Source organism: Xanthobacter sp. BG11Y11_SDJG, assembly GCF_057364445.1.
The window spans coordinates 1-6,508 of the sequence record NZ_JBNFNU010000248.1 but is presented as its reverse complement, the minus strand read 5'-3'; the positions used below and the strand labels follow the sequence as shown (position 1 = coordinate 6,508).

Sequence of the window (6,508 nt, the reverse complement as noted above, 5' to 3'; positions counted from 1 at the left end):
CGATCCAAGTCGCCGCCCAAGTCGCCGACGGCGCCGGCGGCGCGCCGGTGTCCGTCCCGAAGGCGACGGTGTCCGCCGCCGCCAAGCCCGCCATCGGCGCCAGCTTTCCGGTGAAATGGACCGGCCCGGCCGGTGCCAACGATTATGTGGACCTGGTCCCCGCCGGCACGGCCGAGGTGGGCAAGGACCTGTCCTACGCCTATGTGGAAAAGGCAAGGACGCGGAACTGCGCGCGCCCGGAGCGCCGGGCACCTACGACATCCGCTACATTTGGGCAGGACCCGACATTCACCGGGTGCTGGCGACCGGAAAGGTCGAGGTGGGCGACAGCGCCGTCGCGCTCATCGCGCCCGCGTCCGTTCCCGCCGGATCGGCGTTCGAGGTGACGTGGAAGGGCCCCGGCCAGGCGCGCGACTATGTGGACGTGGTGCCTTCCGGCCACAAGGAGACGGCGGGCGAACTCTCTTACGCCTATGCCGAACAGGGCAATCCGGCGCAGCTGAGGGCGCCCGGCGATGCCGGAGCGTACACCCTGCGCTACGTCCTGGAGGCGGCCGGCGGCCGCAAGGTGCTGGTCTCGGTGCCGCTCAAAGTGACGGCCGCCACGGCGGCGCTCGCCTTCCCGCCCAAGGCGAAGGTCGGCGCGGAGCTGATCGTCCATTGGCGTGGGCCGAAGGGGGCCGGAGACTATGTCGACGTCGTCCCCGCCGCCTCCAGCGAGACGACGGGCGAAACCGACTATGCCTATGTGGACAAGTCGGAGGATGGCGAGACGGTGGAGCTGAAGCTGCCGGCCCAGCCCGGGGCCTATGCGGTGCGCTATGTGCTCGAAGCCTCGGGCGGGCGGCGTGAGCTGGTGCGCGTCCCGCTCACGGTGGAGGACGTGGACCCGGTGACGCTGAAGGCCCCGGCGCGGGTCGCGCCGGCCGCCGCCGTCGAGGTGCAATGGTCGGGGCCGAACGGCAAGGGGGACTATGTGGACCTTGTTCCGGCCGGCGCGGCGGAGACCAGCGGCGAGCTGGATTACGCCTTTACCCGCGATCTGGAGGGCAAGCCCGCGACGCTGACCGCTCCGAGTGCGCCTGGCCGCTACGAGGTGCGCTATGTGCTCCAGGGCGCGGACAGCCGGCGCGTCCTCGCCCGTGCCCCGGTGGAGGTCCGCTGATCCGCAGCGGCGGGCGGGCGCTGTCCTCCCGCCGCATCCAGGGTGCCCATCGCCCGCGCCTCTGATATATGCCCCCTCCGACCGAGACTTCCGACGAAGGGGCACTCCTCATGGCGAACGTCACCGCTTTTCCCGACAAGGCCACCATCGCCAAAGAGACCGCCCGCATGCTGATCGAGGTGGAGGCGGTGCGCTTCTCCTCGGGCGAACCCTTCATCTTCACCTCGGGCTGGGCGAGCCCGGTCTATGTGGACTGCCGCCGCCTAATCTCCTTCCCCCGCGTGCGGCAGACGCTGGTGGACTTCGGCATCTCGACGATCTTCCGCGAGGCCGGATACGAGACGTTCGACGCGGTGGCGGGCGGCGAGACCGCGGGAATTCCGTTCGCCGCCTGGGTCGCGGATCGGCTCATGCTGCCCATGCAGTATGTGCGCAAGAAGCCGAAAGGCTTCGGCCGCAATGCCCAGATCGAGGGCCATATCGAGGAGGGCCAGCGGGTGCTGCTGGTGGAGGACCTCACCACCGACGGCAAGAGCAAGGTGCTGTTCGTGAACGCGCTGCGCAATGCCGGCGCCGAGTGCTCCCACTGCTTCGTGTTCTTCTATTACGACATCTTCGCCGAATCGGCCGGCATCCTGAAGGATGCCGGCCTCACGCTGCACAAGCTCGCCACCTGGTGGGACGTGCTGGCGCAGGTGAAGGAGATGAACACCTTCCCCCCCGAGCAGGTGGCCCAGATCGAGGCGTTCCTGAACGATCCCCATGCCTGGTCGAAGGCCCACGGCGGCGCCGCGACCACCGGAGAATGAGAGCCTCCCGATGGACCTCTACGCCCTGATGCGCCCGGCGCTCGGCCTCGTCTCGCCCGAGCGCGCCCACGAACTGGCACTTGCGGCGCTGAAGCGCGGTTTGGTGCCTGTGGCGTCCAGGGGAAGCGGGGCCGGCGATGATCCGATGCTGGCGACCCGGGTCTGGGGTCTGTCCTTTCCCAATCCGGTCGGTCTCGCCGCCGGCTTCGACAAGAATGCCGAGGCGGTGGACGCGATCCTCGGCCTCGGCTTCGGCTTCGTGGAGGCCGGCACCGTGACGCCGCGCCCGCAGCCGGGCAACCCGAAGCCGCGCCTGTTCCGCCTGGAGGAGGACGAGGGCGTCATCAACCGCTTCGGCTTCAACTCGCAGGGGCTCGACCCGTTCGTGCGCCGGCTGGAGGCGCGCCGGGCGGCGGGCCGAACCGGCATCGTCGGGGCCAATGTGGGGAAGAACAAGGACACCGACGACGCGGTCGACGACTATTCGGCCGGCATCGCCGCCACCTGCCGGCTGGCGGACTATCTGGTGTGCAACATCTCTTCGCCCAACACGCCCGGCCTGCGCTCGCTGCAGGCGCGGGTGGAGATGGAGACCTTGATCGCTCGCGCCCTCTCGGTGCGGGACACGGCCATTGCCGACCCCGCCGCCCGCCCGCCGCTGCTGGTGAAGGTGGCGCCGGACCTCGACGACCAGGGCCTTGCCGACGTCGCCGAGGTGGCGCTGGAGACCAAGGTGGACGGCCTCATCATGGGCAATACGACGCTCGCGCGGCCTTCTTCGCTGAAGAGCCGCTTCAAGGACGAGACCGGGGGATTGTCCGGCAAGCCGCTGTTCGCGCTGTCCACCGAGCGGCTTGCCGCGCTCTACCGGCTGACGCGCGGGCGCATTCCTTTGGTGGGCGTCGGCGGCGTGGCGTCGGGCGCGGACGCCTATGCCAAGATCCGCGCCGGGGCGAGCTTGGTGCAGCTTTATTCCGCGCTGGTGTTCGCCGGTCCGTGCCTGGTGGCGCGGGTCAAGGCGGACCTTGCCCGGCGCCTCAAGGCGGACGGCTTTTCCTCAGTTGCCGATGCGGTGGGGGTCGACGCCCGGTGAGCCGGCCTCGGCCTTCAGCAATCGCGGATCTCGGCCAGAAGCGCTTCGGTGGTGGTGGGCGCCGGCGGCGGCGCCTTCGCGGCGTTCTCCGCCTGCTGCCGGCGCAGGTGGTTGATGCCCCGCACCAGCAGGAACAGGATCGCCGCGACGATCAGGAAGTTGATGGCGATGGTGATGAACGAGCCGTACGCGAGCACCGCCCCCTGCTTCTTGGCGTCGGCGAGATTCTCCGCCGTCACCGCCGAGGACAGCGGGATGTAGTAATTGGAGAAGTCCAGGCCGCCGGTGACGGCGCCGATGACCGGCATGAAGATGTCGCCCACCAGCGAGGAGACGATGTTGCCGAAGGCGGCGCCGATGATGACGCCCACCGCCAGGTCGACGACATTGCCCTTCACGGCGAAGTCCCTGAACTCCTTCAGCATATTCGTCAGCATCGCGACCTCTCCCGTTTGTCGTAACGCAGCCCGCGCCGGGGGGGCGGGCCCGGAACGCGCGCGCTTCGCGCGCCGCGCCCCCTCAGCCTAACCCGAAACGCGCCGCCCGGTTCGCCCAGGGCGCGACTTATCGTGCGCGTGACGCTTTCATGACTTTGAGCGCGCCCTTGCCTATGTTAGGGAGTGCCGCCCTCGCCTGCGGGGGCGGGCCTTCGGGCTCGATGGAAACGACCCTTAACGGGCCCTCATGGTCAACATGACGGGCAGCATGGCGAAACCGGCGAGAATGGCGGAACGGCAGACCAGCTTCGGGTATGAAGATCTTCTGGCATGCGGACGTGGCGAACTGTTCGGTGCCGGAAACGCGCAATTGCCGCTGCCGCCCATGCTCATGTTCGACCGCATCTCCGAGATTTCGGAGACCGGCGGCGAATTCGGCAAGGGGATGGTCCGGGCCGAGCTGGACGTCAATCCGGACCTCTGGTTCTTTCCGTGCCACTTCAAGGGCGATCCCGTGATGCCGGGCTGCCTCGGGCTCGATGCCCTATGGCAGATGGTGGGCTTCTTCCTCGGCTGGCTCGGCTCGCCGGGGCGCGGGCGCGCGCTCGGGCTCGGCGAGCTGAAATTCTCCGGCCAGGTGCTGCCCGAGATGAAGAAGGTGGTCTACGGGGTGGACCTCAAGCGCGTCATGCGCTCCAAGCTGGTGCTCGGCATCGCCGACGGCTGGCTTTCGGCCGACGGCACCGTGATCTACCGGGCCAAGGACCTCAAGGTCGGCCTGTTCCAGACGGACATGGCTCCGGGATCGGCGGGGGCCTGACAAGGCCTCGCCACGATCCCGCGCCATAACGTCTCAAAAGCAATGGGGGACGGGTGACATGCGCCGCGTCGTCGTAACCGGGATGGGCATCGTCTCGTCCATCGGCAATTCCACGCAGGAGGTGCTCGCCAGCCTGCGCGAGGCCAAGAGCGGCATTTCCTTCGCGGATGACTATGCCAAGCTCGGCTTCCGCTCGCAGGTCCACGGCGCCCCGACGCTGAACGCCGAGGAGGTGGTGGACCGCCGGGCCATGCGCTTCCATGGCGGCGGCACCGCCTGGAACCATGTCGCCATGGACCAGGCGATCCGCGACGCGGGGCTCGAAGAGCGCGAGATCTCCAACGAGCGCACCGGCCTCGTCATGGGTTCGGGCGGCTCGTCCACCAAGACCATCGTCGACGCCGCCGACATCACCCGCGACAAGGGGCCGAAGCGCGTCGGACCCTTCGCGGTGCCGAAGGCCATGGGCTCCACCGCCTCGGCGACGCTCTCCACCTGGTTCAAGATCAAGGGCCTGAGCTATTCCATCTCGGCCGCCTGCGCGACCACCAACATCTGCATCGGCAACGCCTACGAGCTGATCCAGTACGGCAAGCAGGACATGATCTTCGCCGGCGGCTGCGAGGACCTGCACTGGACCCTCTCGGTGCTGTTCGACGGCATGGGCGCCATGTCCTCGGCCTATAATGACCGTCCGGCGATCGCCTCGCGGGCCTACGACAAGAACCGCGACGGTTTCGTCATCTCCGGCGGCGCCGGCGTGCTGGTGCTCGAGGAGCTGGAGCACGCCAAGGCGCGCGGCGCCCGCATCTATGCCGAGATCGCCGGCTATGGCGCGACCTCCGACGGCGCCGACATGGTGGCCCCCTCCGGCGAGGGCGCGGCGCGCGCCATGAAGCTCGCCATGTCCACCATCAAGGCGCCCATCGACTACATCAACCCGCACGCCACCTCGACGCCGATCGGCGATCTCAAGGAGATCGAGGCCATCCGCGAGGTGTTCGGCGCGAACTGCCCGCCGATCTCGGCCACCAAGTCGCTGACCGGCCATTCCCAGGGCGCCACTGGGGTGCACGAGGCGATCTACTCCATCCTCATGATGCAGAACGGCTTCATCGCCGAGAGCGCGAACATCGAGGAGATCGACCCGGCCTTCGCCGACATGCCGATCGTGCGCCAGCGGGTGGACAATGCCCAGCTCGGCCATGTGCTCTCCAACGGCTTCGGCTTCGGCGGCACCAATGCCTGCCTGGTGCTGAAGCATGTGGACGCCTGAGGCTGGCGGGGTCCGGCCACTGGCATCAACGAAGCTGCTCTAAGGGTAGGCGATGCAGGATCTGATGAAGGGCAAGCGTGGTCTGGTGATGGGCGTCGCCAACGACCACTCCATCGCCTGGGGCATCGCCAAGGCGCTGGCGTCGCAGGGCGCCGAGATCGCCTTCACCTACCAGGGCGAGGGCATGGGCAAGCGCGTGCGCCCGCTCGCCCAGAGCATCGGCTCAAACCTCCTGATGCCCTGCGATGTCGAGGATCTCGCCAGCGTCGACCAGGTGTTCGCGACCCTCAAGGAGACCTGGGGCAGCATCGACTTCCTGGTGCATGCGGTGGCCTTCTCCGACAAGTCGGAGCTCAAGGGGCGCTATGCCGACACCAGCCGGGAGAATTTCTCCCGCACCATGGTGATCTCCTGCTTCTCCTTCACCGAGCTGGCCAAGCGCGCCGCGGCGCTGATGCCGAACGGCGGCGCGCTGGTGACGCTGACCTATGGCGGCTCCACCCGGTGATGCGAACTACAACGTGATGGGCGTCGCCAAGGCGGCGCTGGAGGCCTCGGTGCGCTATCTCGCCGCCGATTACGGCCCCAGCGCCATCCGCGTGAACGCCATCTCTGCCGGGCCGGTGCGCACGCTCGCGGGCGCCGGCATCGCCGATGCGCGGCTGATGTTCAACTACCAGAAGCGCCACGCCCCCCTGCGCCGCACGGTGAGCATCGAGGAGGTGGGCGGCGCGGCGCTCTATCTGCTGTCCGACCTCTCCACCGGTGTCACCGGCGAGGTCCACTTCGTGGACTCGGGCTACAACATCATTCCATGCCCCATCCGGACGTGCTGAAGACCCAGGAGGATGCGGAAGCCAAGCTCGCCGCCGACGCTCCGGTCGCGGCGCCGATCAGTCGCGGCGGCC

General features: G+C 68.4%; 7 protein-coding genes and 1 pseudogene. 7 read left to right on the top strand and 1 reads right to left on the bottom strand.

The features are described from left to right. The 4 genes from AC2W7M_RS17535 to AC2W7M_RS17520 form a co-directional block, all read left to right on the top strand. On the top strand, positions 1-386 hold a 386-nt coding region (locus tag AC2W7M_RS17535), incomplete at its 5' end, for a hypothetical protein (protein ID WP_486133632.1). Continuing rightward, positions 320-1,165 carry a hypothetical protein gene (locus tag AC2W7M_RS17530; RefSeq protein WP_486133630.1) on the top strand — a complete coding sequence of 282 codons (846 nt, stop codon included), beginning with the start codon at positions 320-322 and terminating at the stop codon, positions 1,163-1,165. The genes AC2W7M_RS17535 and AC2W7M_RS17530, both read left to right, overlap by 67 nt. A 110-nt stretch (positions 1,166-1,275) precedes the next feature. Further along, the gene (locus AC2W7M_RS17525) at positions 1,276-1,974 is read left to right on the top strand and encodes an orotate phosphoribosyltransferase (protein ID WP_486133628.1); all 699 of its coding nucleotides are present in this window, start codon (positions 1,276-1,278) and stop codon (positions 1,972-1,974) included. A gap of 10 nt (positions 1,975-1,984) precedes the next feature. Beyond that, on the top strand, positions 1,985-3,067 hold the full coding sequence (locus AC2W7M_RS17520; protein WP_486133626.1) for a quinone-dependent dihydroorotate dehydrogenase: 1,083 nt from the start codon (positions 1,985-1,987) through the stop codon (positions 3,065-3,067). Positions 3,068-3,081: 14 nt separating this feature from the next. Here AC2W7M_RS17520 and mscL read toward each other — a convergent pair whose 3' ends face one another. Then, positions 3,082-3,492, bottom strand: a complete 411-nt coding sequence (gene mscL / locus AC2W7M_RS17515) for a large conductance mechanosensitive channel protein MscL (protein ID WP_486133633.1) — start codon at positions 3,490-3,492, stop codon at positions 3,082-3,084. 298 nt (positions 3,493-3,790) lie between these two features. On the opposite strand from mscL, the gene fabA reads away from it, so the two are divergent. From fabA to fabI, 3 genes and pseudogenes are all read left to right on the top strand, one after another. Further along, positions 3,791-4,324 carry a 3-hydroxyacyl-[acyl-carrier-protein] dehydratase FabA gene (gene fabA / locus AC2W7M_RS17510; protein WP_486133625.1) on the top strand — a complete coding sequence of 178 codons (534 nt, stop codon included), beginning with the start codon at positions 3,791-3,793 and terminating at the stop codon, positions 4,322-4,324. A 58-nt stretch (positions 4,325-4,382) separates the two neighbouring features. Next, positions 4,383-5,600, top strand: a complete 1,218-nt coding sequence (gene fabB, locus AC2W7M_RS17505) for a beta-ketoacyl-ACP synthase I (RefSeq protein WP_486133624.1) — start codon at positions 4,383-4,385, stop codon at positions 5,598-5,600. 52 nt (positions 5,601-5,652) lie between these two features. Beyond that, a pseudogene (gene fabI / locus AC2W7M_RS17500) lies at positions 5,653-6,508 on the top strand (enoyl-ACP reductase FabI); the annotation flags it as partial.

Bases quoted from the DNA above. Each gene is read 5' to 3' on its own strand.
- fabA (WP_486133625.1), top strand. From the start codon at position 3,791: ATGGCGGAACGGCAGACCAGCTTCGGGTATGAAGATCTTCTGGCATGC.
- AC2W7M_RS17525 (WP_486133628.1), top strand. From the start codon at position 1,276: ATGGCGAACGTCACCGCTTTTCCCGACAAGGCCACCATCGCCAAAGAG.
- AC2W7M_RS17520 (WP_486133626.1), top strand. From the start codon at position 1,985: ATGGACCTCTACGCCCTGATGCGCCCGGCGCTCGGCCTCGTCTCGCCC.
- fabB (WP_486133624.1), top strand. From the start codon at position 4,383: ATGCGCCGCGTCGTCGTAACCGGGATGGGCATCGTCTCGTCCATCGGC.
- mscL (WP_486133633.1), bottom strand. From the start codon at position 3,492: ATGCTGAAGGAGTTCAGGGACTTCGCCGTGAAGGGCAATGTCGTCGAC.